Raw genomic sequence first — 23796 nt, forward strand, 5'->3', positions numbered from 1 at the left:
GCGGGCCGTCCAGAATCAGACCAGTGCTTTCAACCGATACAGTGCTTCCAACGCCTGCCGCGGCGTCAGTTCATCCGGGTCCACCGCCGCCAAGGCATCCAGTGCGGCGGTGTTGTGGGCGGCAAACAATCCAAACTGCTGCGGCGCATCCAGCGCCTGCGGCGCAACGGCCGCCGACTGGGTTTCACCGCCGCGCTGTTCCAGTTCGGCCAGCCGGCGTCGTGCCTGCGCCACCGTTGCCCGCGGCAGCCCGGCCAGCGCGGCTACCTGCAGGCCGAAGCTGCGGTTGGCCGGGCCATCCTTCACTGCATGCATGAAGACCAGCCGCTCGCCGCCGTTCTGGTCGATGTGTTCCACCGCGTCCAGATGCACGTTGGCGATGCCGCTGCGGCCGCCTTCGTGCTGTTCGCCGGCCAGTGCGGTCAGCTCGAAATAGTGCGTGGCGAACAACGTGTAACAGCGGTTCTGCCACGCGAGGTGGCGCGCCACCGCATCGGCCAGCGCCAGGCCGTCGTAGGTCGACGTACCGCGACCGATTTCATCCATCAGTACCAGCGAATGCGCAGTGGCGTGGTGCAGGATGTAGCTGGTCTCGGCCATTTCCACCATGAACGTCGACTGCCCGCGCGCCAGGTCGTCGCCGGCGCCGATGCGGGTCAGGATGCGGTCGATCGGCCCGATGACCGCACGGCTGGCGGGCACGAAGCTGCCGATATGGGCCAGCAGCACGATCAACGCGTTCTGTCTCATATAAGTGGACTTGCCGCCCATGTTCGGGCCGGTGATCACCAGCATGCGACGGTCCGGGTGCAGGTCCAGGTCGTTCGGTTCGAACGGCTGGTCGCGCACCGCTTCCACCACCGGGTGGCGGCCGCGTTCGATCTTCAGGCAGGGCGCGGTCTCCAGCTCCGGCCGCGACCAGTCCAGCGCCTGCGCGCGTTCGGCGAAGCCGGCCAGCACATCCAGTTCGCTCAGCGCGCCGGCGCACTGCTTCAGCGGCTCCAGGCAGTCGCCCAGCGTGTCCAGCAGCTGCTCGTAAAGCTGCTTTTCGCGCGACAGGGAGCGGTCGCGCGCGGACAGCACCTTGTCTTCGAAACTCTTCAGTTCTTCGGTGATGTAGCGTTCGGCATTGGTCAGCGTCTGGCGGCGGGTGTAGTGCACCGGCGCGCGGTCGGACTGGCCCTTGCTGATTTCGATGTAATAGCCGTGGACGCGGTTGTAGCCGACCTTCAGCGTGGCGATGCCGCTGCTCTCGCGTTCGCGCTGTTCCAGGTCGATCAGGAACTGGTCGGCATGCGTGGACAGCCGGCGCAGCTCATCCAGTTCTTCATCGAAGCCATCGGCCAGTACACCGCCGTCGCTGAGCTTGAGCGGCGGCATGTCGGCGATGGCGCTGGCCAGCAGGCGCGCGCAGTCGTCGTGCTCGCCGAGCAGCTGGTGCAGCGCCTGCAGGCGCGGCGAATCCAGCGGACCGAGTACCTCGCGGACTGCCGGCAGCAGGCCCAGGCCGTCGCGCAGGGTGGAGAAATCGCGTGGGCGTGCGGAGCGCAGCGCCACGCGGGTCAGGATGCGTTCCAGGTCGCCCAGGCGGCGGAACTGTTCGCGGATATCCGCATCGGCGCCGCGGTCGATGAGTGTTTCCACCGCATGGTGGCGCTGCACCAGCACTTCGCGCAGGCGCAACGGACGGTGCAGCCAGCGTCGCAGCAGACGTCCGCCCATCGGGGTCACCGTGCTGTCCAGCACGCCGAGCAGGGTGTTGCGGGTATCGCCATCCACGCGCGTGTCCAGCTCCAGATGGCGGCGCGTGGCGGCATTCATCGCGATCGCTTCGCCCGCGTTTTCCATCGCGATGGACGTCAGGTGCGGCAGGCGCTGCTTCTGGGTCTCTTCGACGTAGCCCAGCAGCGCACCGGCGGCACCGGTGGCACGTGGTTTGTCATCGATGCCGAAGCCACTGAGGTCGTGCAGCTTGAAGAACGCGAGCAGCTGGCGGCGGCCACTGTCGGCGTCGAACAGCCACGGCGCGCGCAGGCGTACGCCCTTGCGCTGGCGCAGGAATTCCGGCCAGTTTTCTTCGTCGGGAACCAGCAGTTCGGCCGGCTCCAACCGTGCCAGTTCGGCTTCCAGCGCATCATCGTTGTCGACTTCATTGACCAGGAAGCGCCCGCCCGCCAGGTCTGCCCACGCCAGTCCATAGCCGGACCTGCTGCGCGAGAGCGCCATCAGCAGGGTGTCGCGGCGCTCGTCCAGCAGGGCTTCGTCAGTGACGGTGCCGGGGGTGACGATGCGCACCACCTTGCGTTCCACCAGGCCCTTGGCCAGGGCGGGGTCGCCGATCTGCTCGCAGATCGCCACCGATTCGCCTAGAGCCACCAGTCGGGCCAGGTAGCCTTCATAGGCATGCACGGGAACACCGGCCATCGGGATCGGGGCACCGCCGGAGCTGCCGCGCTGGGTCAGGGTGATGTCCAGCAGCCGTGCCGCCTTGCGTGCGTCGTCATAGAACAGCTCGTAGAAATCGCCCATGCGGAAGAACAGCAGCAGGTCCGGGAACTCGGACTTGGCGGCGAAGAACTGCTTCATGAGCGGGGTGTGCTCTGGCGCACTTCCGGATTTCTGCTGCTTTTCAATTTTTGACATATCAATCAATGCTTTAAGTAATCTGTTTGGCAGCAACTGCGGACGAGTAGGGGCATCTGTTCCCGTCTTCGGACAAGCGCCTGTAGCGCCAACGTAGCGCCCTAGGATAACGTCCAGCGAAACAGGGTCCACCCGGAGCTACACGATGAATAACAAGGCCTCTTGACGTCTGGCGCTCACGGCGACCATGGTCAAAGAGCAGCTGTCTTTCACGCGCGTGCCGGAGGTCAACGCCGAGGGCAAGATCGCCAAGTTTGCCCCGAATACGGATCAGAAGCGCTATGTGGTGTTCGACAGCACCGAAACGCGCCGCTTGGCTTTGGGGTGGCCGTGAATAAAACCGGGATGAGCTACATCTTGCAGCGGCGCATCGGTGCCCGTGTGCTCAAAGCGACGCTGGGGAACTGCCGGGACATCACGCTTGCCAAGGCCCGCGAAGACGCCAAGGTTGCTCTGGCTTCCATGCAAGCCAGTGGCAAGACGCCCGCCCAGGCCAAGCAAATCGACAAGGACGAGATCCGGGTAAGCCTGATGACGGTTGAGGCGTGCTTTGCGCTCTATCGCCGTCACCTGATCGAGCGGGCAAGGCCCGCCAAGGACAGCAGCCTCCGGGGGCTCGAATACGCCGAGAAGCGGCTTGGCCGGGCTGAGGTGGGTCTCTTGGGTCTGCCTATCGGTGACTTGGCCAACGAACAGCGGATCTTGGACGCGTTTGACGAAATCGCCAAGGGCAAGCGCCATCTGGCCGAGGGGACCAAGCGGGCGAATGCCACAACCACGGCGTTTGATAAGCCAACCGTCACCACCGCAGAACTGACTTTCCGTTGGGCCAGTCGCGCGGTGGGCTACTGCATGGATCGGGAAAAACGCATTGCTGCGAATGCGATTCTTGGTCGAGCTTGGCGCGTGGATGATCGTGGCATCCATGATCGTGCCCGCACGTAGGCTCAGGCACTGATGCTGCAGGTGTGCGTAGACCGCCTCAGGCATCTTGGCGGCCAGCCCGTGCGTCTCCAGCAACCGGGGGAAGTTGAGGACCGTAGTCTCATCAGGATGCGCTCCAGGCTGTTGATACCGGCGAACCGGCGCATCACCGCCGTGTCGTACAACGCTTCTTCCATCGGCGGATCGCTCAACGCGTACCACTGCTGCAGGAAATGGATGCGCAGCATGGTTGCCAGCGGACACGGCTGACGGCCGCGGCGGCCTGCAACCGGATAGTGCGGCTCGATCAGTGCCAGCAGTCGCTTCCAAGGCACCACCGGGTCCATGTCGTTGAGGAACAGCTCGCGGCGCGTCTTCTTGCGCTGGGCCAGGCCTTCGACGTCACCGAATGTCAGCCGCATGGAGGGGCCTTCAACGTTATCTGATGGAACTCAATCTTGCCGGCCAGCGGCCGGCACTACCATCGGATTTCGTGCAGATTTGTTCAGACCACCCTTGGAAGGAGTTTTGCTGGAAATGCAGAAGATCAATGTTGAGTTTGATGTTCCCGTGCTGATGAGAGACGGCACTATCCTAAGGGCAAACGTATCAACCCCGGCCGGTGATGGGCCCTATCCCGTCTTGGTCGAGCGCACCCCCTATGACAAGAATGCCCCGCTCGCGATGGGCTTCGAGGTTCTCGATGCGGCGCGCGCCGGCTATATCGTCGTTCGGTTGGACACTCGTGGCAGCGGGTCTTCGGACGGAGAGTGGTTGCCGTGGAAATACGAGCGAGAGGACGGCTACGACACTGTTGAATGGGCGTCATCGCTGCCGAAGAGTAACGGCAAAGTCGGCATGTTCGGTGGCAGCTACAACGGCAGCACCCAGTGGAGTTCGGCCATCGCTCGCGCACCTGGTCTGGCAGCGATCGCGCCGATGGTGACGTGGGCGGATCCGGAGGATGGGCTGCTGTTCCGTGGCGGGGCCACCGAGCTTGGCATTAACGCCTTCTGGAGTATTGGAATGGCGCTGAGTCACTTCCACAAGGTCTATCCCCCGGACGAGGCGTCCGCAAAGGCGAAAGCGGCATTTCCGCATTACGCCGGCCTCAATGAGAGCATCTGGGCACTGCCTTCCGCCGCGCAACCTTACTTCGTGGAACTGGGTATGCCGGACCTCGGCGTTGCACGCGCGTTCGAGGACCGATCGACAACGGACGACTCCCGGGTGGCCGGCCGCTACGACCAAATCATCGTGCCTTCACTCAATTTCGCGGGCTGGTACGACGTGTTCCAACAGGGTGCGCTGGACAATTACAGTGCGATGCGCGCACGCGGCGTCGTGACTCGACTCATCGTTGGGCCTTGGATGCACACTTCAACGATTTCCGCTGTCAGTAAGGGAGAGGTTGGTGAGGTCAACTTCGGCCCGTTGTCGCTCATGCCGGGCGGTGAACCAATCTCAAAGCTGCACTTCGATTGGTACGATCACTGGCTCAAGGGGTCTCCTGCGACCAGCGCACACGCCTCGGGCGTGCTGATTTTCGTCATGGGCGCGCACGAATGGAGAGCCGAACCAGACTGGCCGCTTGCGCGAGCGATCACCACGCCCCTCTATCTGGCGCCCGATTCGACACTGCGCTGGGAGCTGCCAGAACAGGAAGGCGGGGAGTCGAAATACGTCTACGACCCGGCCAACCCGGTGATCACACGCGGCGGTAACCTGTTCATGGATGCCGACTACCCCGCCGGGCCATTTGACCAGCGAGAGGTCGAGGGCCGTGACGACGTGCTGGTGTTCACGACGGAAGCGTTTGAGGGGAATACGGAGATCACCGGGCGAATCAGGGCAACTTTGTCTGCGGTCACCGACGGCCCCTCGACTGACTGGGTCGTCCGACTGTGTGAGGTCGACAACGCCGGTGTTTCCCGCAACATCGTCGACGGCATCACGCGAGTTCACAGCGAGCCGGGCAGGGTGGATGAGGTCAGTATCGATCTCTGGTCGACGTCGATTTTGATCAAAGCAGGGCACCGTCTTCGAGTGCACGTCACTTCAAGCAACTTCCCGCGCTGGGACCGGAACTTGAACACTGGCGAAAGAGAGGACAGGGGAGTCGCCATGCGTGTCGCCAAGCAGCGAATTCTGCACGACAGCCGTCACCCATCCCGGGTGGACCTGCCAATCAGTCCAGGTTGACCGCTGGGAGGCGCTAGTAGGCTTGACAGCTTGGAGGCGGCCCAGGAAAGGCTTGGAATTTTCCCCAAGAACGGTGAGCGGCGATCGTTGCCCTCAACCGGGAACTCAACGCCCCCTCGCGCTCAACTGCGCGGGGGAATGACGGTGGATTGCTTTTGGGTCTACCTATAGGTAGGATGGCATCCTCGCTTACGGTGATGCCGCTATGTTTGCCCAGCTTTCCCCCAAAAGTGCCGAGATCGTCGCGCACACACGGACGCTGCTTGAATCTGGCGGCTACAACAGCTTCAGCTATGCCGATATATCGGCGTTGGTGCAGATCAGCAAGGCGAGCATCCACCATCATTTTCCCAGCAAGGTGGATCTGGTGCGTGAGGTGGTGGCGCGCTATCGGGCCGAGGCATCTGAAGGGCTGGGACTGCTGGAACGGCAACTGGCCGATCCCCTCAAGGAACTGACCGCCTACGCGGATTACTGGTCAAGCTGCATCCGGGGAGGCAAGTCGTCCTTCTGCATTGCCGCGATGCTGGCAGCGGAGTTGCCGACCATTCCTCTGGAGGTCGCCAGCGAGGTGCGTGGCCATTTCGCAGATCTTGCGGCATGGCTTGCATCCACCCTGGAGCGTGGGGTGGCGAGCGGGCAGTTCCACCTGACGCAGAGTCCTGCGCTTGAAGCCCAGGTTTTCATGTCCTCGGTATACGGGGCCATGCTGGCCGCGCGAGGGCTTGATGATCCGGACGCATTCGAATCCGTGGTGCGGGCATCCATCGGTCGTCTTACGAGTGGCCACTGAGCCCCGTGTAAGTCGCTGCTCCGCCAGGTAAACGGACCACCGCATTCGTACACGCCGCTTCGGCATGGCCATGCAGCCTATCAACTAGTAGATATACAGTTATTTCCGCAGCCCAACATTCACTGGAAACCATCATGCAAGCAGCCAAGTCTCCCTCGTCCCCCACCGCCAATCAGTGGCTGGCAACCTATTACTTCCTCCGGGCAGGAGTCTCCTTGGCGTGGATCGCGCTGGTGGTGCTGCTGGGAAGGCACGATGCAACGCTCGGAGCGGTCCTGTTGGTGATCTACCCGGCATGGGACGCCTTGGCCAATTACGTTGATGCGCGGAGGAATGGCGGGTTGATCCGCAACTCGACGCAGACGCTCAACCTGGTGATCAGTGCCGTTGTCACCGTCGCCATCGGCTGGGCATTGACCATCAGCATGCCAGCCACCATCAAAGTATTCGGCACCTGGGCGATCCTGTCGGGCCTGCTCCAGCTGGCGACCGCAGTGCGCCGCTGGAGAACATCCAGCGGGCAATGGGTCATGATCCTCAGCGGCGCGCAGTCTGCCGCGGCCGGTGTCTTTTTCTTCAAGATGGCCGCAAGCGGCGCCGCTCTGGGCGTGGTCACGGTGGCGCCCTACGCGGCGCTGGGTGCGGTGTACTTCCTGATATCGGCGGTCTGGCTGGCGGTGAGGAATCGGCGGCAGCACGCCGGCTGACGAGCACGGCCGGACGATCCTGCGATGCTGTCAGGGCGGCCCGGCCAGCATCGCCGCCCGCCGCGCCCGATACACCTCCGGCGTCTGCGGTTTGATGAACACCGCTGTCAGCTCGGGATACTCGCGCTTCACCGCCTGCTCGATGCGGGTGATGCATTCCTCGATCTGCGGCGTGGTGCGGTCATCTTCGAACTCCGCACTGAGCATCGCCACCACTTGGTTGGGTCCCATCTGCATGGTGCTCAGGCCGTTGGCACGGCGCACGTCCGGATCGGCGTTGGCTACTTCGAGAATGCGTTCGGCCACGTGCGGGTGCGCCGCTTCGCCGACCAGCAGTCCCTTGGTTTCTCGGGCCAGCAGGAAGGCGGTGGCAGCCAGCACGGCGGCAATGCACAGCGACGCCACGCCATCCAGCACCGGCATGTCCAGCAACTGTGCGGCGAGCAGGCCGACCATCGCAAAGCCCAGGCCGAGCAGCGCCGCGCTGTCTTCCAGCAGCACGGTGAAAGTGGTGGGGTCCTTGCTGCGCCGGAAGGCTTCGAAGTACCCCATGCTGCCCTTGGAGGCGCGGAATTCGCGCAGCGCGATCCACCACGACGTGCCTTCGAACACCATCGAAACACCGAGCACGATGTAACTCACCAGGTGGTTGGTCGCCGGTTCCGGGTGCAGGATGTGCTGAACGCCCTGGTAGCCGGACACGATGGCACCGGCGGCGAACACCAGCAGGGCGACGATGAAACTCCAGAAGTACAGCTCGCGGCCATGGCCGAACGGATGCGTTGCATCGGGTTTGCGTTCGGCGCGGTGCAGGCCGTACAGCAACAGCAGCTCGTTGATGGTGTCGACCAGCGAATGCACGCCTTCGCTGACCATGGCCGAGCTGCCGGACAGGCCGGCGGCGATGAACTTGGCGATGGCGATGGCGAGGTTGCCGGCGAGTGCGGCGTAGACGACGAGACGGGAACCGGACGGCTTGGCCATGGCAGGGCAGACGGGTAGGGGGCTGTATCATCGGCAAACGGCCGTGCCGGCTGCGTGCAGGGCGCGGCGGGCCGTCCCGCGGCAGGAGTGGCATGGCATCATCACGGCCTTGTCCTGCCGTGTGATCGTCCATGAGAGTCGCCCTGCTATGCCTTGCCTTGTTGTTTGCGCCGCTGCTGCCGGCGCAGGCCGCGCCGCCCCGGCCACAGAACGGGGACCTGCTGTTCGTCACCGCCGCCACCACCGGCCTGAGCGGTGCGATCAATGATGCCACCGGCAAGCCAGGTACCCTGAGCTACGACCACGTCGCACTGATCGCACGCCAATCCGGCGGCGCGGTCGTGCTGCATGCTGATGACAAGGGATCGCGTGAGCAGACGCTGGACAGCTTCCTCGATGATGCCCGTGCCAAGCACCGCCACGTGGTGCTGTACCGCCTGAAGGGCGAGCAGCGTGCAGCCATCCCGGCGGCCATCGCCAAGGCGCGCACCCTGTTGGGCAAGCCCTACAACGACACCTACGTGCAGGATGAGGACAGCTACTACTGCTCGGATTTCATCGAACGTGCGTTCCGTGCACAGCAGGTATTCGCCACCCAGCCGATGAACTTCAAGAACCTGCAGACGGGAGAAGTCTCGCCGTACTGGGTGGAGTTCTACCGCAGCCGCGGCATGGACGTGCCACAGGGGGCGCCGGGCACCAACCCGAACGACATGTCCGCTGCGCCGGTGCTTGAGCGCATCGGGGAGCTGGAATGATGCGCCTTCTGGTATCGAGTTTGTTCGCCGTGCTGCTGGTGGGCGGTGCAAGCGCGGGTGAGCGCGCCCCTGCACAGCGCGGACACGGCCAACCGTACGAAATCATCGGGAGCCAGGTATGGGACGTGCCGGATCCCGCCTCCGGACGCGATTACCAGGTGTTCGTGCAGCTGCCTGCTTCGTATGAGAAGGAACCTGCGCGCCGCTACCCGGTGCTGTACGTCACCGATGCCGACTATGCCTTCCCGGTACTACGCCAGGTTGGCCGCCGGCTGGGCAGTTCGGTGCAGGAGTTCATCCTGGTTGGTGTGTCCTACGCAGTGGGTGAGGAAGGCATGCCGAGCCGCCGCCGCGACTACACGCCCACCGCCAACGGCGCAGACGGTGCGCCGGCCGATGCGGAGCATGGCGGCGGGGCGGCGCACGTCGCCTATCTGCGCGACCAGGTGCTGCCGTTCGTGGCCAGGCGCTTCCGCACTGATGAGACGCAGCGGCTGTTCCTGGGCCATTCCTACGGGGCACTGCTGGGCACGCAGATCCTGCTGAGCGAGCCGTCGCTGTTTGCCGGCTATGTGTTGGGCAGCCCGTCGTACTGGTTCGACCAGCACGTCATGGAGCGCATGGAACAGGCGTCCGCAGCAACCCTGAAGGACATGCCGGCGAAGGTATATTTCTACATCGGCGAGTACGAGGCGAAGCGGGTCGGTGATCTGCGTTACCTGCAGGACGATGACATGGTGGAGGACGCGCGGCGCATGGAGCGCACGCTGCGCAGCCGTGGCTATCCCTCGCTGGTGATGCGGTTGGATGTACTGAACGACGAGGACCACCTGAGCATCGCGCCACGTGGCTTCACGCTGGGCCTGCGCTATCTGCTGCCGGGCAAGTCCGCACCGTAGTGGCGACCTTGGTCGCCACCTGAGGCATCCGCCGAGCATGGCTCGGCGCTACCACGGCCAGCGCAGAGCCGCCGCGCAGGGCGCCATCACCCGTCACGCGGGCTGCAGGTGGATCTGCCGGTGGCTGGCGAAGATGTCCAGCACGATGTCGAAGTAGGTCTGGCCGTGGCCTTGCTGCAGGGCCCGCAGCTGTGCCTGCAGGGAGGCGCTGTTGAAGTGCCCTGGCTGGTCAAGCTTGTGCTGCAGCCAGGCAATGGTGGTTGCCACGCCGAGCGCGGCGCGGCTGGTTTCCATGTCCTGCCAGACCACCGTCACTGCCTTGTGGCCTTGCAGTGCGCCATAGCCGCCATACAGCAGGTCATCCAGCGCATCCAGGCTGTTGCCGAGCGCCCAGTCCTCGTCTGCCATGAACACGCGGTTGAGCTCGGCGTAGAGCGAGGGAATATCGAGAACAACGCTGCCGTGCAGCGTGAATTCGATGCTCATGCAACGCCCCGCGAGGGAGCGCGTTGACACTGTTGCCGCCACTTGTGCATTAGATTGCCCGCTTTCCTGGTCCTGGCGTCCGCAGTCTTGTCGACTTCCCCCTACCTGGGCAAGGCCCAACGCGGATTCCCCTTCACCGACGGGGATGCGGCCGATCGCGTGCGCGTCCATGATTGGCAGGCTACTTCGCTTGGCCATCCGGATGGCTGGCCACTCGCGCTGCGGCACGCCACCAGCCTGATGCTGGCCAGTCCGGAGAGCATGTACCTGGTGTGGGGTGATGAGCTGGTGTTCCTGTTCAACGATGCCTACAGCCCGATCCTGGGCCCGCGGCTGGAACAGGCGATGGGCGCGCCGCTGCGCACGCTGTGGGCTGATGCGTGGGACGCAGTGAGGGGGCCCATTGAACAGGCCCTGGCAGGAAGATCATCGCGATTCGACAACATGCCGGTACAGATGAACCGCCATGGAGCGGTGGAAGACACCTGGTGGACGTTCTCGTTCTCGCCGATCCTGCTTGAGGACGGCCGTGTCGGTGGGGTGTTCTGCGTGACCCGCGAAGTCACCCAGGCCATCGTGGCGCAGCAGCGGCTGGCCCATGAGAACGAGCGGCTGATCGCCCTGTTCGAGAAATCACCGATGTTCATGGCCTTCCTGAGTGGGCCGGAGCATCGGGTGGAGCTGGCCAATCCGCGATACGCCGAGATGGTCGGGCATCGGCCGGTGATCGGCCAGCGGCTGGCGGACGCGATCCCGGAAGCCATCGACCAGGGCTACCTGCCGCTGCTGGACCAGGTGTACCGCAGCGGGGAGACGTACATCGGCACGGAGGTGACCTATGACCCGCTCGCTGCCGATGGCAGCACGACCGAGCCACGCAAGCTGGACATCGTCTTCCAGCCGGTCAAGGACGAGGCGGGCCAGTCGATCGGCGTGTTCGTGCAGGGCCTGGATGTCACCTCGCAGGTGGCGTTGCAGCGCAGGCTCAGGCGCAGCGAGGCGCGGCATCGGCAGATCATGGACAGTGCGATGGACTACGCCATCTTCGCCATGGACCTGGAAGGGCGCATCACGCTGTGGAACGAAGGTGCACGGCATACGCTTGGCTGGACCGAAGCGGAGATGCTGGGGCAGACCCCCGAGCGCTTCTACCTGGAGAAGGATCGCCGGGCAGGCCGGTTCCAGCACGGGATGAAGGTGGCGCTGGCCGAAGGCGGGCTGTCCGGCGAGCGCCCCTTGCTGCGCAAGACCGGCGAAACCTTCTGGGCCCAGGGCGCATTGACCCTGCTGCGTGACGAGGAGGGCACCGCGATCGGCTTCGTCATCGTGCTGCGCGACCGCACCCTGGAGCGGGCTGCGATCGATGCCCTTGCCGCCAGCGAGCGGCGGCTCGGCGCGCTGGTCGCTGCCTCTTCGCAGGTGCTGTATGCGCTGTCGGCGGACTGGCGCGAGCGCCGGCAGATACTGCGCCAAGGCGATACCGCGCAACTGTTGCCGCCAGACTGGAACTGGCGGGAAGCCTTCGTACATCCTGATGACCGCGCCATGGTGGATTCCGCCATTGCCGAGGCGGACCGGAAAAAGAAGCCGTTCGAGATCCAGCACCGCACGCCGCTGCGCAACGGCAGCCATCGCTGGGTGCTGATGCGCGTGGTACCCATGTTGGACGCGGACGGGTCGGTCAGCGAATGGTTCGGCACGGCCACGGACATCACCGGGAAGCGCGAGGCCGAAGAGCGGCTGCAGCAGCTGACGGTCACCCTGGAAGAGCGCGTGCGCGAACGCAGTGCCGAGTTGTTGATGACCGAAGAAAAGCTGCGCCAGAGCCAGAAAATGGAAGCGGTCGGCCAGCTTACCGGCGGTATCGCGCATGATTTCAACAATCTGCTGACGTCGGTGTCGATGGGACTGGAACTGCTGGAAATGCGGGTCGCGCAGGGACGTATCGACGACCTGGGCCGCTACGTGGAAATGGCGCGTTCCGGTGCCGACCGCGCCGCGGCGCTGACCCAGAGACTGCTGGCGTTCTCGCGGCGGCAGACCCTGGCCCCCACCGGTGTGGTGGTGGAGCAGATGGTGCTCGGGATGATGGAGATCATCACCCGCTCGCTTGGGCCGTCGATCGCCATCAGCACCGCTTTCGACGATGGCGGTGCCACGGTGCAGGTCGATGGGCCCCAGCTGGAGAATGCGCTGTTGAACCTGTGCATCAATGCACGCGATGCCATGCCTGATGGCGGAACACTGGACATCAGCAGCCACGCCATCGAACTGGCCGGTACCGATGCAGCGGCGCTTGAACTTCCGCCTGGCCCCTATGTGCGCCTGTCAGTGCGCGACAGTGGCACGGGCATGGAAGCGGACGTTGTAGCCAAGGTGTTCGAGCCGTTCTTCACCACCAAGCCGATCGGCCAGGGCACCGGCCTCGGGCTGTCGATGATCTACGGATTCACGCGGCAGTCCGGTGGTCAGGTCCAGGTGGATTCCCGTCCCATGCAGGGCACCACGATGCATCTCTACCTGCCGCGGATGGCGGAGGGCATGCAGGCGCCGGCGGACCCAGCAGCGGCGGTGGCCGAGAACGATGTGCGACGCGGGCCGATGCGCACCGTGCTGCTGGTGGAAGACGAAACCGCGGTGCGCGTACTGGTCAGTGAGGTGCTGGTGTCGGCAGGCTATCGGGTGATCGAAGCCTCCGAGGGACCGCCTGCCTTGGACGTGTTGCGCTCGGTGGAGCCGATCGATCTTCTGCTGACCGACGTCGGGCTGACCGGACCCTTGAATGGCCGGCAGGTCGCCGACGCCGGCCGGCAATGTCGACCCGGCTTGCCGGTCATGTTCATCACCGGCTACGCGGCCAGTGCGGCGGTCGGCGCCGGGCACATGGAGGCAGGGATGGAAGTGCTGGCCAAGCCGTTTTCCGCGGCCGAGCTGGTGCGTCGCGCGGACACATTGCTGTCCCGCAGCGAAGACGCGCCTCGGTCGCCACGGCCCACCGCTGGCTGAACAGGGCGACCCACCTGCACAGTCCCTGCACGGGAATTCACCCGGGTTTGCCAACGTCAGGGGAAGACTGTCTGCATACACCCGGACCGTGAAGGAGTCCCCCCCGATGAAGATGTCCATCCCCCTTTTGTGCGCTGGCGCCCTGATGGCCGCATCCTCGGCGGTGTCCGCGCAGACCTACGGCCCGCGCGATGAAGGTCGTCGCTTCGACGACGGCAGCCGCGTGGTTTGCCGCAACGTGGAAGTGCAGCGCAACAGCAAGGATTCCAACCGCATCGCAGGTACCGCCACCGGCGCGGTGGTGGGTGGCCTGCTGGGCAACCAGATCGGTGGCGGCAACGGCAAGAAGCTCGCCACCGTCGCCGGCGCCGTGGCCGGCGGCGCGGCAGGCCGCAACATCCAGGGCCGTCACCAGCAGAAGACCGGGGATCGCGTGGTCGAGCGTCGCTGCGAGCGCGAGTACAGGTAAGACCGCTGACAGGCGCAACGCGACTGGCATAGCAGAAACAGGAGGGCGGCTTTGGCCGCCCTCCTGCGTTCGTGGCACGGCCGACGACCACGCGGGAGCGTAACCGCCTGCCGGCATCAGCTGCCCAGCACCCCGGCGAATTCATCCAACTGCTGCTGGCTGGTCGACCACGCCGTGACAAAGCGCACCGGTACCTCGTCAGCGCCCAGCGGCATTGACGGTGGCAGGCTGTCCGGGTACCAGTCGTAACACTGCACGTCGGCAGCGAGCAGGCGTTCCAGCAGCGTTCTGGGCATCACTACAAAGACTTCATTGGCCTGCACCGGCCAGGCCAGGCGGATGTCCGCATGCGCCTGCAGGGTGGTGGCGAGCACCTGGGCTGCGTGATTCGCCTGCGCGGCCAGTTCCAGCCAATGGTCGTCCTGCAGCCAGGCGGTGAACTGGGCGCCGAACAGGCGTCCCTTGGATACCAGCTGCCCCGCCCGCTTGCGCCGGTAATCGAATCCTTCTGCAAGTTCCGGCTTGAAGAAGACCACCGCCTCTGCCGCTAGTGCGCCGTCCTTGGACGCACCGAAGGACAGCACGTCGATGCCAGCGTGCACGGTCATTTCGGCAGGCGTGCAGCCCAGCGCCGCCACCGCGTTGGCCAGGCGTGCCCCATCCATGTGCACGCGCAGCCCGTGCTCATGGGCGAGGTCGGACAGCGCCTTCAGTTCGGCGGGCGTGTACACCAGGCCGTTCTCGGTGGCCTGTGCCAGCGATATTGCCGCCGGCTTGACGCTGTGCGGCCGCGCATCGGGCAGCCGCTTGAGCGTATCGCGCAGCGCCGCCGGGGTGATCTTGCCGCTGTCGGTGACGATCGGCAGCAGGCGCGCGCCACCGGTGAAGAACTCCGGTGCAGTGGATTCATCGCTGATCAGGTGCGCCTGCGCATGGCACAGGATGGCATTCCAGGGCTGCGCCACTGCAGAAAGGGCAAGGCAGTTGGCGGCGGTGCCGGTGGCCACGAAGAAGGCCTTCACGTCGTGCTCGAACACGCGCGCGATCGCCTGTTCGGCCTGGCGGGTCCACGCATCATTGCCATACGAGGCGGCGGTGCCCGAGGACGCCGCGATGAGTGCATCAAGGATACGTGGCGAAACGCCGGACTGGTTGTCACTGCCGAAATTCATGCAAGGCCCTTCACTGGATGACATTGGCAAAGCGTACCGCGTGCAACCCACCTGCGGCTTATGGATCTGATCCGTGCACCGTATGTGCAAGGGCGCGTGTGGCGCGCAACGACTCGATCACTGGCAGCGAACGTAAATTTACGTTTTTGGTTGCTCTAATGCGCACGACCGATCTGTCGGGATCGGCACACAACTCGTCACCCCGTCCAGCGCTGCCTGCCTGGCGCGTGCTCCCCCAGGATCCCCCTGCGCACCCGTTGCTGCCGGCCGGGAAGGTGCACGCCTTTGTCTGGCGCCGCACCTCGAAAGGAACACCCTGCATGTCCCCATCCGCTCCCCCGCGCCGCCGCCGCATGCCGACGCCCCTCCTGCTTCGGCGCGCGCTGCTTCCTTCGATGATCATGGGCATGGTGGGCACTGCGCAGGCGCAGGCGACGGCCACGGCATCGGAACCGTCCGTGCCGGTGGCTGCGCAGGAACTGGATTCGGTGCAGGTGCGCGGCGTGCGCGGCAGTGCGACCGGCGCGGTGGAGGCCAAGCAGGCCAAGGCGGAGATCAGCGATTCAGTCGTCGCTGAAGACATCGGCAAGCTGCCTGACAACAGCGTGGCCGCCGCACTGCAGCGGGTCACGGGTGTGCAGGTAGCGCGTGGCGGTGCGGAAGTCGGCACGGTGCTGGTACGCGGCCTGCCGGATGTAGTGACGACCTTCGACGGCCGCAACGTGTTCACCGCCAGCGGGCGCGGCATTGCCCTGCAGGACATTCCGGCCGACCTGCTGCAGAGCGTGGACGTCTACAAGACCGGCAGCGCGAAGTTCCTGGAAGGGGGCATCGGCGGCAGCATCGACGTGCACCTTCGCAAGCCGTTCGACCTGGACAAGGCCACCACGCTTGCCGGCAGCATCAGTGCCGTCCGCGGTGACCAGGCGGATGACACCAAGCCCAACGGCAGCCTGACCGCCGCACACAACTGGGACAGCGGACACGGGCGCATGGGCGTGCTGGGCAGCATCTCGCTGCAGCAGCGCCCCTCCCAGGAAAGCAACAGCTTCCATGGCACCTACGATCGTGTTGCCAATCCGGCTGATCCCTCCCAGGAGATCTTCGTGCCGTACAACGCCGGCGGGCTGGTGGCGAACAACACGCATAAGCGGCGCGCGGCCAACTTCACCTTCCAATGGGCGCCGACGGACAACAGCGAGGTCTATCTCGATACGTTCTATGTCAATTACGAGGGCCGCAACAACGTCAACTACTGGATGCCGTTCCCCGGCCTGGTGAACCCGGGCAACGTGGAGTCCGTGAGCCTTCGCCCCGGCAGCAACGTGATGGACGGCTTCGTCGCGCGCGACCTCTACACGCTGTCCAGCACGCAGGCACACAAGCAGACCTCCGATACCTTCCAGGCGGCGTTGGGCGGCAAATGGCACAACGACACCATCAGCCTGTCCACCGAACTGGCCTACACCTGGAGCACCAACAAACACCGTGCCATGACCCTGGACATGGGCATGGAGGCGCCGTTGATGCATATGCGCGATGCCGGTGGCGTGCCCGATACGTGGGTTACTCACGCCGATGGCTCGGCATACGATGTCACCCACCCGGCCAACTGGTACCTCAGCCAGTACTACGACAGCTGGGACGAGCAGAAAGGCGAGGAGTGGGCATGGCGCGGCGACAGCACCTTCCAGTTCGAAGCCGGGCCGTTCAGTTCACTCGATGCGGGGCTGCGGATCAGCCGTCGCACTGCTTCCAACCACGGTGGCGATCCGGGCGCGATGGACAACATCACCGGCAGCCGGGTGTACGCCAGCGATGTTGCGGGGCTGGCCGACGTATCACCCGGTGGCATGCTGGATGGCGCCCGCGCGTTCTCCACCGACCGCTGGGCGGTCGCCAACGCGGACTACCTGCTGCAGCAGACCGCGCAGCTGCGCCAGATCATGGGCCAGTCGCCGGACGCACCGGCCGAGCTGCCCTCGCTGTTCTTCGACAACCGCGAAGACAACTACGCCGCCTACCTGCAGCTCAACTGGGGCACTACGCTGGGCAGCATCCCGGTGGATGGCCGCATCGGGGTGCGCGCCACCCGGTTGGAATCCGAGCTCAGCGGCACGCGGACCCTCGATGGCGTGGACGTGCCCAGCCGGATAAAGACATCGCAGACGAAGTTCCTGCCCAATGCCAGCGCCAATTTCTCGCTGCGCGAAGACCTGATCCTGCGGCTGTCCGGTAGCCAGACCATCGCCCGCCCGAACTTCGCCGACCTCAATCCGCAGCTCAGCCTGTATGAGTCCACCGACAGCCTGCCGGCGCGTGGCAATGGCGGCAATCCGGAGCTGCAGGCGGTGGAGTCGAAAAACCTGGATGCCTCGCTGGAGTGGTATTTCCAGCCCGGCTCGTTGTTGTCGGCCGCCGTGTTCCATCGCAGGCTGGACGGCTACGTGCAGCGCTATGCCGATGATGAAGTGATCGGTGGCACCACGTATTCGATCACCCGCCCGCGCAATACGGGGGAAGGCACGCTGAAGGGATTCGAGGTGGGTTACAGCCAGTTCTACGACTTCCTGCCAGGTTGGCTGTCCGGCTTCGGCACCCAGCTCAACTACACCCGCATCAGCGCCGAAGCCGAATCGCCGACCGGACAGATGCAGCCGTTGACCAATGTGTCCCAGCATGCTTTCAACGCGGTGCTGATGTACCAGTACGACCGCTTCTCGGCCCGCTTGGCGTGGAATCGTCGTACCGACTATACGGCCAGTTTCAACAGTTCCGGTGACCAGCCCAGCGAGATCCGGCATGCCGACGAGGACTGGCTGGACGTAGCATTGAACTACGACGTCAACGAGCGCATCACCGTGTTCGCCGAGGCGACCAACCTGCTCGGCGGTTCGACCCGCAACTACTTCGGCAGTCCGGCCTTCCCGCGCGATTTCGCCTCGCCCGAGCGCACCTACACGGTGGGCGCGCGCTTCCGCCTGTGACTGCGGCTGAAGGGGCCAGTGTGTGCCGGGAGGGGAGACTCAGTCGTCGAGCCCGATCACGCCAGGCGCGAGCGGCACCCGCTTACCGTCCAGCAGGCCACGGCTCAGCCGGCCTTCTTCCATGAACAACAGTTCGCCGTTCTCGCCGTTCTTGATGCTGCTGTCGACTGCGATGACGCGATCGCCATGGAAGCTGCTCACGTGCGGCATCGAGGTGTGGCCTACCACGATGCGTTTCAGTCCGAGACCATCCAGCACCGCCTGCACGCCCTCCGTATCCAGGCGGCCATCGAAATAGCCGCGGTACCAGATCGGGCTGGTCTTGCCGTCGTACAGGGGGGCAGTGGCTGGGTCGGCCTTCACCTGCTCGCGCGGGAGGCCCAGCGAGGACCGGTAGGCGGCATTGGTCGCCGCCGGATCCAGCGCCAGCGCGAGTGCGTCCGGTGAGATGCCCCCGTGCAGGAACAGCGTATCGCCGATGCGCAGCAGGACCGGACGGGTGCGCAGCCATTGGCCGATCACCGAGTCAGGACCGTACAGCTGCGGGTAGCTGCGACCCAGCAGCTGCGCACTGCGCAGGTACTTCGGATTGACGTAGCGCAGGTCGTCGTACAGCACCATCGTTTCGTGGTTGCCCAGGACGAAGTGCACCGCGCCGCCTGCAGCGCTGGCTTGCTGCTGCAGGCCGTACAGCAGCCAGAAGGCCTCGGTCACCTTCGGCCCGCGATCAAACACATCGCCTGCCACGACCAGCGTGTCGGTACCCCGCGCCCAGCGGTCCTGCGCATCGATGATGCCGTTGGCGCGCAGCAGCTGCACAAGCAGGTCGTACTGCCCGTGGATGTCGGACAACACCACCACGCGCGGCACGGCAGGCAGTACATCCACCGCTGCGACCGCCCCGGGGGCGACGTCCACGGGGTGCGGATAACCACAGACCGGCGCGACGCGGGTGGCGGTCTGCTCGCGGGTGACCACCTTGTCATCGCATATCCAGCGCGCCTGCACCTGCTCGCCGTCACGCACGATGTAAGGACCATCGGCGTCGACGTGGGCGGCTGGCGCGGGGACTTCGCGCGCGCTGGATGCCGTGCTGGCAAGCAGGCCGGCAAGCAGCAGAAGGGGCGTGGTGCAATGGCTCATGGCGGGACATCCGGAGAGAATCGGGCAGGGCCGCGAAGGCCCCGCCCGTGATCCTACCCGTTGTGCGCAGGCCCGGTCAGAACTTCGCGCGGACGTTGAACAACACCCGCCGCGGCTCGCCCCAGTAACCGGAATTGAAGAAGCCGACGTTGCGGTAGTAGACCTTGTCCAGCACGTTGGTGACGGTTACTCCGAAGCTGACGTCGTCGGTGATGCGGTAGGCACCCATCAGGTCGAACAGCACATAGCCGCCCTGGTGGACCGCCCCTTCGGCGGTGACAGGTGTGCCATTGGCGTTGAAACGGCCGGTGGGAATCGGCTGGGTCTGGGAGATGTCGCTCTGCACGGTGAAACCACCGCCAACGGTCCAATCACCCAACCGGTAGGTGGTATTGAAGCGTGCCAGGTGCATCGGGCTGGTGGAGCCGAAGCGGCTCCCATCCGGATTGCTGCTGTAGGCATAGGTATAGCCGCCGGTCATGCTCCAGTGCTCGGTGATGGAGCCGGACACCTCGAACTCGCCGCCTTTCGTCTTGATGCCGGCACGCGCGATGTACGGTGTGCTGCCATCGGGCAGCTTTATGTCGCCGGCCGCCGGATCGATCTCCGATACGTTGTCCTGCTTCATGTAGAAGCCGTTGAGCGCGGCATACAGTCGGCCGCCGAAGAACTCGGCCTTCAGGCCGTACTCGTAGTTGCCGCCGGTGGTGGGGTCGAGCAACTGGTTGTTGACGTCGCGCCGCGCCGTGGCCTGGAACACATCCGAATAACTGGCGAACGCGCTGATGCTGGAGGTGAGGTCATGGATGACGCCCACGTACGGGGTGGCCATGTGCGCGCTGGTGCGTGCGGTCTGCCCGGTGAACACGCCTTCGACGTTGTAGCCGTCGGTGGTGGTTTCGTAGTCGGAGTAGCGCACGCCGGCGATGACCTTCAACGGGTCGATCGGGTTCAGGCGCACGGCGGCGTAGTAGCCGGTTTCGGTGGTGCGGGTGATGCTGGACGGGATGCCGGCATTGAAGGTGGTCGGCTTGCCGATGTTGCCGTCCCACGTGAAGATGCTGGGGAAGGCGGTGGTGCTGTAGGGGCGCGAGCTGATGCCGGCGCGGATCGTGTCCAGGTCGCGGTCGTAGTGGTTCACGCCGAGCACCAGTTCATGCTGGCGGCCGAACAGCTGGAATGGGCCGGAGGCGTAGAGATCGAAGGCGTCCTCGCGGGTTTCCGACACCGAGTAGGTGTCCGAAACGGAAAGGCCCAGGCCGGTGATCGGATCGGCAAAGCCGGTGCCACGCGTGGCGTTGTAGCTGTTGGAGCCGGCCAGCAGCAGCGAATCAGTATCGGTGGCACGGTGGTTGTAGGCGATGCGACCGCTCCAGCCCGCGGCCAGCTGCTGTTCCAGCGTGGCGAAGTAGTTGGTGCTTTCGCGGTTCCACTCGTTCCAGCGTGCCGCGGCGCTGTAGGAGCGCGACATCTTCGCGCGGCTGCCATCGCGGAAGAACAGCGGTGATGCGCTCCACGCGCCCCCATCGGACTCCGTCTTCAGATAGTCGATGCCGGCGCGCAGGCGGGTGTTGTCGGTCAGGTCGGCTTCGATCACGCCATACAGGCTGGGCGAGGTGTCCTGCTGGAAGCGCACCCAGCTTTCCTTGTCAGTGTAGGCGCCGACCACGCGCCCGCGAACGCGGCCGCCCTTGCTCAACGGACCGGACAAATCCAGTTCGGCGCGCTTGTAATCCCACGATCCGGCACTCAGGCTGGTGCTGGCCTGGAAGGTGTTGGTAGGACGCTTGCGCAACATGTTGACCGTGGCCGACGGATTGCCTGAACCGGTGACCAGGCCGCTGGCGCCGCGGACGATCTCGATGCGCTCGTACACCGAGGTATCACTGAGGATGGAGTTGCCGCCGGCGCCGGTGGTGTAGTTGGTGGGGACGCCATCGAACATGAAGTTGTTGATGGCGAAGCCGCGTGCGTTGAACAGCGTGCGGTTGCTGTCGTAGGACTGCACGGTGATGCCGGGGGTCTGCTGCAGCACCTCGGCAATGGTGATCAGGTTGAAGTCTTCGATGCGCTGGCGGGTGAACACGGTCAGCGACTGCGGCGTCTCACGCAGGGTCAGCGGCAGCTTGGTGGCGGTGTTGGTGCCATATACCTGGTAGCCCTCGGTGCGCTGGGTGACCATCACGCGGTCCAGTTCGGTGGCCTCGGGCACGTCGTTCACGGCGGCTGTGGGCGTGGACTGGGCGGAGGCCAGCGGGGCGGCAAGCAGCCAGCCAGCGGCCAGGGACACGGCAAGGACATGCCGGCGCGGGGCGCCAGGGGACAGCGTTTTCATCAGCGGGATCTCGGTATCAGGAGCGGGAAGACGGGCGTGGTGCCGGCATGGCCGGGTGGCGGAAGCTGAGCCAGAGCACCATCGCTCCGGCAGCGGCGGCGAGTACGCCGCACCAGCCGACCACGCCCCACGCAATGCCCCAGGCGCCGATGCTGGCCGCCAGGCTGGCGGCGAGGCTGCCGCATCCCAGCAACCGCAGCAGGCGTCGGCGCGCCGCTGCAGGCGGGTACCCGGCAACATCGCGGTGATGGCGCTCCATCGCCAAGGCCAGGCAGGCAAAGGCGAGGGTGGCCAGCAGCAGGGCGAGTACGCTCATGTGCCGGCCCCGGCGGTCGATGAGGTGCGTTGCGTGCGCGGCTTGCGCGCGCTGGGCACGAAGCGATGGACTTTGCGCGCGCTCCACAGCAGGCCGCCGCCGATCAGCAGCAGGCCGATGTCGATGCCGGCCTTGGCGCCGTCGCCGCCGGCCAGTGCACTGAACAAGCCGCCGTGCCAGGCGACCATGTTGTAGAGCGGCAGGCCCGATGCCAGCACGCCTGCCAGTGCGAGCTGTTCCACCCAGCCGCGGCGTGGCAGGCGCAGCATCGCGTGCAGCAGGCACGCCGCCCATGCATGGAAGAACACGCGGACTTCGGCATCGCTGCGGTTGGCGAGGTCCAGCGGCAGCAGCCGATTGCCCCACAGGAAGGCCAGCATCGCCACCGGCAGGCCGACCACGAAGCCGATGTTGAGGCGTTCGACAATGCGGAAACCCAGGTGCGGGCGCGCCGGGTCGGGCAATTGGGCGCGGCGCTTGACCGTCCACAGCACCAGCCCGGTGGCCACCATCAGCGTGCCGGCGATGCCCGACAGGAAGAACAGCCAGCGCATCGCAACGGGCGCGAACCGCGCCGCGTGCAGGCCGATCATGCCGTCGCGGGTGACCACCACTGCCGACCTCGCGCCGACCTCGTCCACCAGGCTGCCGCTCGCATCGAAAGTGAGTGTCTGGTCGGCATCGGCAATGCGGTCACCCGATTGCCGGCGCACGCTGATGCGCATCGCCGCGTCTGCGGGGTGTTCCACCTGGACCGAGCCGCCGCGGCCATCGCCCCACTGCAGTTCGGCGCGGTGCAGCACGTCCTTCAGGTCTGGCGGGGTGGCGGCGACGTGGCGAGGCTCGACCTTCGCCGCGCGAGGGAACAGCTCGGCGAAGAACGCATCGCGGCCGCCGCTGAAGTTGGCATCCACCGCCCACGGCATGTACAGCGTCATCAGGGTGATCAGGCCGGTATAGGTGATCATCAGATGGAAGGGCAGGGACAGCACGGCCAGCGCATTGTGACCGTCCAGCCAGCTGCGTTGCCCCTTGCCACGGCGCAGGGTGAAGAAGTCGGTGAAGATCTTCTTGTGGGTGATCACCCCGCTGACGATGGCCACCAGCATGAACATCGTGCAGAAGCAGACGAACCAGCGCGCCCACAGCACCGGCACGTAGTGCAGGTCGAAATGCAGCCGATAGAAAAAATCGCCACCGCGGGTTTCGCGGACCTGGACCGGATTGCCCTGGGCGTCCAACGTGGCCTGGTAGGGATTGCGCTGGCCACGCCGGCGCTCGGCCGCGCCCGGCGGCTGCCAGCTGACCGTGGTGGCGCTGCTGCGGTGGCCGGGTAGTTCGATGGACCAGCGCTGGGCGTCCGGCGCGGTGCGGGCCAGGAAGCGCTGCGCCTGTTCCAGCGCGACCGGCGCGGTGGCAGGCAGCCCGGTTTCCGGCTGCATCCAGCGCGTCAGTTCAACGCGCCAGTAAGCAGCGGTGCCGGCGATGAAGATCAGGAACAGTACCCAGCCGACCAGCAGGCCGGACCAGGTGTGCAGCACCGATTGCGATTGGCGGATGCCGGCCAGGCTCATGCCGAGCCTCCGCGCAGCAGCCAGGCGATGGTCAGCCCGAGCGCCCCCGCCATCAGCAGCCCCAGTGCGGCACGTGCGGTGCTGCGCGCGGCGAACGCCCAGATTGCCGCTGCGGTGTAGACGAGAAAGGAGAGCATGGTGGCGATCAGCGCGGTGTCCGCCGCACCGCCCGGTAACAGACGCGCCAAGCCCGCCGCCCACGTTGCTGCGACTGCGTAGCCGCCGAGCAGGGCCAGGCCACCGCGTGCCCACAGCACCCCATGGCCAGCGCCGCGCGCGTTGCGCTTGGCCGGTGCGCGGGCAGGCGGAAGGGAACAGGAGGATGTCGACATTCTGAAGATGAATGAGAACCGTGTGCAATTGCGAGCAGATGCTATTTGAGTGCAACGGTGCTGTCG

General features: G+C 65.4%; 19 protein-coding genes and 1 pseudogene. 10 read left to right on the forward strand and 10 right to left on the reverse strand.

Features of this window, described 5'->3' with window-relative positions:
* Positions 1–15: 15 nt before the first annotated feature.
* Complete coding sequence (mutS, locus tag SOM47_RS05710; protein ID WP_414715759.1) at positions 16–2643, reverse strand: DNA mismatch repair protein MutS; 2628 nt, start codon at positions 2641–2643, stop codon at positions 16–18.
* Positions 2644–2830: 187 nt separating this feature from the next.
* On the opposite strand from mutS, the gene SOM47_RS05715 reads away from it, so the two are divergent.
* Together SOM47_RS05715 and SOM47_RS05720 are read left to right on the forward strand one after the other, a co-directional pair.
* On the forward strand, positions 2831–2977 hold the full coding sequence (locus tag SOM47_RS05715) for a hypothetical protein (protein ID WP_320505073.1): 147 nt from the start codon (positions 2831–2833) through the stop codon (positions 2975–2977).
* Between the two features lie 11 nt (positions 2978–2988).
* The gene (locus SOM47_RS05720; RefSeq protein ID WP_320505067.1) at positions 2989–3588 is read left to right on the forward strand and encodes a hypothetical protein; all 600 of its coding nucleotides are present in this window, start codon (positions 2989–2991) and stop codon (positions 3586–3588) included.
* On the opposite strand, the pseudogene SOM47_RS05725 reads toward SOM47_RS05720, so the two are convergent.
* Positions 3526–3989 (reverse strand): annotated as a pseudogene (locus SOM47_RS05725) (transposase); the annotation flags it as partial. The gene SOM47_RS05720 and the pseudogene SOM47_RS05725 overlap by 63 nt on opposite strands.
* A 115-nt stretch (positions 3990–4104) precedes the next feature.
* On the opposite strand from SOM47_RS05725, the gene SOM47_RS05730 reads away from it, so the two are divergent.
* The 3 genes from SOM47_RS05730 (at position 4105) to SOM47_RS05740 (ending at position 7269) form a co-directional block, all read left to right on the forward strand.
* Entirely contained in the window at positions 4105–5769 is a 1665-nt protein-coding gene (locus SOM47_RS05730) for a CocE/NonD family hydrolase (RefSeq protein WP_320504999.1), read from the forward strand.
* A gap of 205 nt (positions 5770–5974) precedes the next feature.
* Positions 5975–6562, forward strand: a complete 588-nt coding sequence (locus SOM47_RS05735; protein ID WP_042612644.1) for a TetR/AcrR family transcriptional regulator — start codon at positions 5975–5977, stop codon at positions 6560–6562.
* Between the two features lie 134 nt (positions 6563–6696).
* Entirely contained in the window at positions 6697–7269 is a 573-nt protein-coding gene (locus tag SOM47_RS05740; protein ID WP_320505000.1) for a DUF308 domain-containing protein, read from the forward strand.
* A gap of 30 nt (positions 7270–7299) precedes the next feature.
* Here the strand turns inward: SOM47_RS05740 and SOM47_RS05745 are convergent, their stop codons facing one another.
* Positions 7300–8253, reverse strand: coding sequence for a cation diffusion facilitator family transporter (locus SOM47_RS05745; protein ID WP_414715760.1), 954 nt, complete (start codon positions 8251–8253; stop codon positions 7300–7302).
* 131 nt (positions 8254–8384) lie between these two features.
* Between SOM47_RS05745 and SOM47_RS05750 the strand changes: the two genes are divergently transcribed.
* Both SOM47_RS05750 and SOM47_RS05755 read left to right on the forward strand, forming a co-directional pair.
* Complete coding sequence (locus tag SOM47_RS05750) at positions 8385–9011, forward strand: YiiX/YebB-like N1pC/P60 family cysteine hydrolase (protein ID WP_320505001.1); 627 nt, start codon at positions 8385–8387, stop codon at positions 9009–9011.
* The gene (locus tag SOM47_RS05755; RefSeq protein ID WP_320505002.1) at positions 9008–9910 is read left to right on the forward strand and encodes an alpha/beta hydrolase; all 903 of its coding nucleotides are present in this window, start codon (positions 9008–9010) and stop codon (positions 9908–9910) included. Before SOM47_RS05750 ends, SOM47_RS05755 begins: the two co-directional genes overlap by 4 nt.
* Before the next feature lie 93 nt (positions 9911–10003).
* On the opposite strand, the gene SOM47_RS05760 is transcribed toward SOM47_RS05755, so the two are convergent.
* The gene (locus SOM47_RS05760) at positions 10004–10396 is read right to left on the reverse strand and encodes a barstar family protein (protein WP_320505003.1); all 393 of its coding nucleotides are present in this window, start codon (positions 10394–10396) and stop codon (positions 10004–10006) included.
* Positions 10397–10657: 261 nt separating this feature from the next.
* On the opposite strand from SOM47_RS05760, the gene SOM47_RS05765 reads away from it, so the two are divergent.
* A complete protein-coding gene (locus SOM47_RS05765) occupies positions 10658–13402 on the forward strand; it encodes a hybrid sensor histidine kinase/response regulator (RefSeq protein ID WP_320505068.1) in 2745 nt (914 codons plus the stop codon).
* A 106-nt stretch (positions 13403–13508) separates the two neighbouring features.
* Complete coding sequence (locus tag SOM47_RS05770) at positions 13509–13871, forward strand: glycine zipper 2TM domain-containing protein (RefSeq protein WP_101098382.1); 363 nt, start codon at positions 13509–13511, stop codon at positions 13869–13871.
* A 116-nt stretch (positions 13872–13987) separates the two neighbouring features.
* Here SOM47_RS05770 and SOM47_RS05775 read toward each other — a convergent pair whose 3' ends face one another.
* Complete coding sequence (locus tag SOM47_RS05775; RefSeq protein WP_320505004.1) at positions 13988–15043, reverse strand: threonine aldolase family protein; 1056 nt, start codon at positions 15041–15043, stop codon at positions 13988–13990.
* Between the two features lie 395 nt (positions 15044–15438).
* Between SOM47_RS05775 and SOM47_RS05780 the strand changes: the two genes are divergently transcribed.
* Positions 15439–18030 (forward strand): TonB-dependent receptor, encoded by a 2592-nt coding sequence (locus tag SOM47_RS05780; RefSeq protein WP_320505069.1) that lies wholly within the window; start codon positions 15439–15441, stop codon positions 18028–18030.
* Positions 18031–18069: 39 nt separating this feature from the next.
* Here the strand turns inward: SOM47_RS05780 and SOM47_RS05785 are convergent, their stop codons facing one another.
* The 5 genes from SOM47_RS05785 to SOM47_RS05805 all read right to left on the reverse strand — a co-directional run bounded on the left by SOM47_RS05785 (position 18070) and on the right by SOM47_RS05805 (position 23730).
* Positions 18070–19173 carry a metallophosphoesterase gene (locus SOM47_RS05785; RefSeq protein ID WP_320505005.1) on the reverse strand — a complete coding sequence of 368 codons (1104 nt, stop codon included), beginning with the start codon at positions 19171–19173 and terminating at the stop codon, positions 18070–18072.
* Between the two features lie 76 nt (positions 19174–19249).
* A complete protein-coding gene (locus tag SOM47_RS05790; protein ID WP_320505006.1) occupies positions 19250–21508 on the reverse strand; it encodes a TonB-dependent siderophore receptor in 2259 nt (752 codons plus the stop codon).
* Between the two features lie 16 nt (positions 21509–21524).
* Positions 21525–21824 carry a DUF3325 domain-containing protein gene (locus SOM47_RS05795; RefSeq protein WP_042612653.1) on the reverse strand — a complete coding sequence of 100 codons (300 nt, stop codon included), beginning with the start codon at positions 21822–21824 and terminating at the stop codon, positions 21525–21527.
* Positions 21821–23398 (reverse strand): PepSY-associated TM helix domain-containing protein, encoded by a 1578-nt coding sequence (locus tag SOM47_RS05800; RefSeq protein ID WP_320505007.1) that lies wholly within the window; start codon positions 23396–23398, stop codon positions 21821–21823. Before SOM47_RS05800 ends, SOM47_RS05795 begins: the two co-directional genes overlap by 4 nt.
* Positions 23395–23730 (reverse strand): hypothetical protein, encoded by a 336-nt coding sequence (locus SOM47_RS05805; RefSeq protein ID WP_197974207.1) that lies wholly within the window; start codon positions 23728–23730, stop codon positions 23395–23397. Before SOM47_RS05805 ends, SOM47_RS05800 begins: the two co-directional genes overlap by 4 nt.
* Positions 23731–23796: the final 66 nt, after the last annotated feature.

The sequence above is a fragment of the Stenotrophomonas sp. CFBP8980 genome (assembly GCF_034046095.1).
Lineage (GTDB): Bacteria > Pseudomonadota > Gammaproteobacteria > Xanthomonadales > Xanthomonadaceae > Stenotrophomonas > Stenotrophomonas lacuserhaii.

Coding starts and splice junctions, on each gene's coding strand:
- SOM47_RS05765 (WP_320505068.1), top strand. CDS start 10,658: ATGTACCTGGTGTGGGGTGATGAGCTGGTGTTCCTGTTCAACGATGCC.
- SOM47_RS05790 (WP_320505006.1), bottom strand. CDS start 21,508: ATGAAAACGCTGTCCCCTGGCGCCCCGCGCCGGCATGTCCTTGCCGTG.
- SOM47_RS05780 (WP_320505069.1), top strand. CDS start 15,439: ATGATCATGGGCATGGTGGGCACTGCGCAGGCGCAGGCGACGGCCACG.
- SOM47_RS05785 (WP_320505005.1), bottom strand. CDS start 19,173: ATGAGCCATTGCACCACGCCCCTTCTGCTGCTTGCCGGCCTGCTTGCC.
- SOM47_RS05760 (WP_320505003.1), bottom strand. CDS start 10,396: ATGAGCATCGAATTCACGCTGCACGGCAGCGTTGTTCTCGATATTCCC.
- SOM47_RS05720 (WP_320505067.1), top strand. CDS start 2,989: ATGAGCTACATCTTGCAGCGGCGCATCGGTGCCCGTGTGCTCAAAGCG.
- SOM47_RS05735 (WP_042612644.1), top strand. CDS start 5,975: ATGTTTGCCCAGCTTTCCCCCAAAAGTGCCGAGATCGTCGCGCACACA.
- SOM47_RS05730 (WP_320504999.1), top strand. CDS start 4,105: ATGCAGAAGATCAATGTTGAGTTTGATGTTCCCGTGCTGATGAGAGAC.
- SOM47_RS05795 (WP_042612653.1), bottom strand. CDS start 21,824: ATGAGCGTACTCGCCCTGCTGCTGGCCACCCTCGCCTTTGCCTGCCTG.
- SOM47_RS05800 (WP_320505007.1), bottom strand. CDS start 23,398: ATGAGCCTGGCCGGCATCCGCCAATCGCAATCGGTGCTGCACACCTGG.
- SOM47_RS05740 (WP_320505000.1), top strand. CDS start 6,697: ATGCAAGCAGCCAAGTCTCCCTCGTCCCCCACCGCCAATCAGTGGCTG.
- SOM47_RS05755 (WP_320505002.1), top strand. CDS start 9,008: ATGATGCGCCTTCTGGTATCGAGTTTGTTCGCCGTGCTGCTGGTGGGC.
- SOM47_RS05805 (WP_197974207.1), bottom strand. CDS start 23,730: ATGTCGACATCCTCCTGTTCCCTTCCGCCTGCCCGCGCACCGGCCAAG.
- SOM47_RS05775 (WP_320505004.1), bottom strand. CDS start 15,043: ATGAATTTCGGCAGTGACAACCAGTCCGGCGTTTCGCCACGTATCCTT.
- SOM47_RS05770 (WP_101098382.1), top strand. CDS start 13,509: ATGAAGATGTCCATCCCCCTTTTGTGCGCTGGCGCCCTGATGGCCGCA.
- SOM47_RS05745 (WP_414715760.1), bottom strand. CDS start 8,253: ATGGCCAAGCCGTCCGGTTCCCGTCTCGTCGTCTACGCCGCACTCGCC.
- mutS (WP_414715759.1), bottom strand. CDS start 2,643: ATGTCAAAAATTGAAAAGCAGCAGAAATCCGGAAGTGCGCCAGAGCAC.
- SOM47_RS05750 (WP_320505001.1), top strand. CDS start 8,385: ATGAGAGTCGCCCTGCTATGCCTTGCCTTGTTGTTTGCGCCGCTGCTG.
- SOM47_RS05715 (WP_320505073.1), top strand. CDS start 2,831: ATGGTCAAAGAGCAGCTGTCTTTCACGCGCGTGCCGGAGGTCAACGCC.